Source organism: Bacillus sp. P4_D3 (assembly GCF_056401855.1).
The window spans coordinates 1-662 of record NZ_JBFUIN010001214.1; the positions used below are offsets into that span (position 1 = coordinate 1).

Consider the following 662-nt stretch of genomic DNA (forward strand, 5'->3'; position numbering starts at 1 on the left):
ACTACAACAAACTTAAAAGAAGCAATCGTGAACCGTCGTTCAATTCGTAAAGTAACAAAAAACGCTACAATTACAAAGGAAAGAATTGAAGAAGTTTTAAAAACAGCTTTACACGCACCAACATCTTTTAATATGCAAAGTGGCCGTATGGTTGTATTAATGGATGGAGAGCATGAAAAGTTTTGGGATATCGTAAAAGAAACGCTTAGATCACGCGTACCAGCAGAAAACTTTGAAGCGACTGTAGAAAGACTAAAAGGTTTCCATACAGGTGTAGGTACAGTTTTATTCTTTGAAGATCAAGCAACTGTAGAAAAAATGCAAGAAAATGCACCGTTATATAAAGATCAATTCCCATTCTGGTCTCATCAAGGTAATGCAATGTTACAACATACTGTGTGGATGCTATTATCTGCTGAAGGAATTGGAGCGTCATTACAACATTACAATCCAATCGTAGATGCTGAAGTGAAAGCAACTTGGAACATACCAGCAGAGTGGAGCTTAGTAGGACAAATGCCATTTGGTGAGCCAAATGAACAACCAGGGGAAAGAACATTCTTACCTACTGAAGATGTAGTGAAATTTTATTAAGAAATACAATTCAAGATCAAAATTAAAAAAAGTTAGATAAATTAAAGGACAGTATATATACTATGTAC

At 35.2% G+C, this 662-nt stretch carries 1 protein-coding gene; it reads left to right on the top strand.

Annotated features, from left to right (window positions below):
- On the top strand, positions 1-594 hold a 594-nt coding region (locus AC1DTM_RS30385), incomplete at its 5' end, for a nitroreductase family protein (protein ID WP_477001691.1).
- Positions 595-662: the final 68 nt, after the last annotated feature.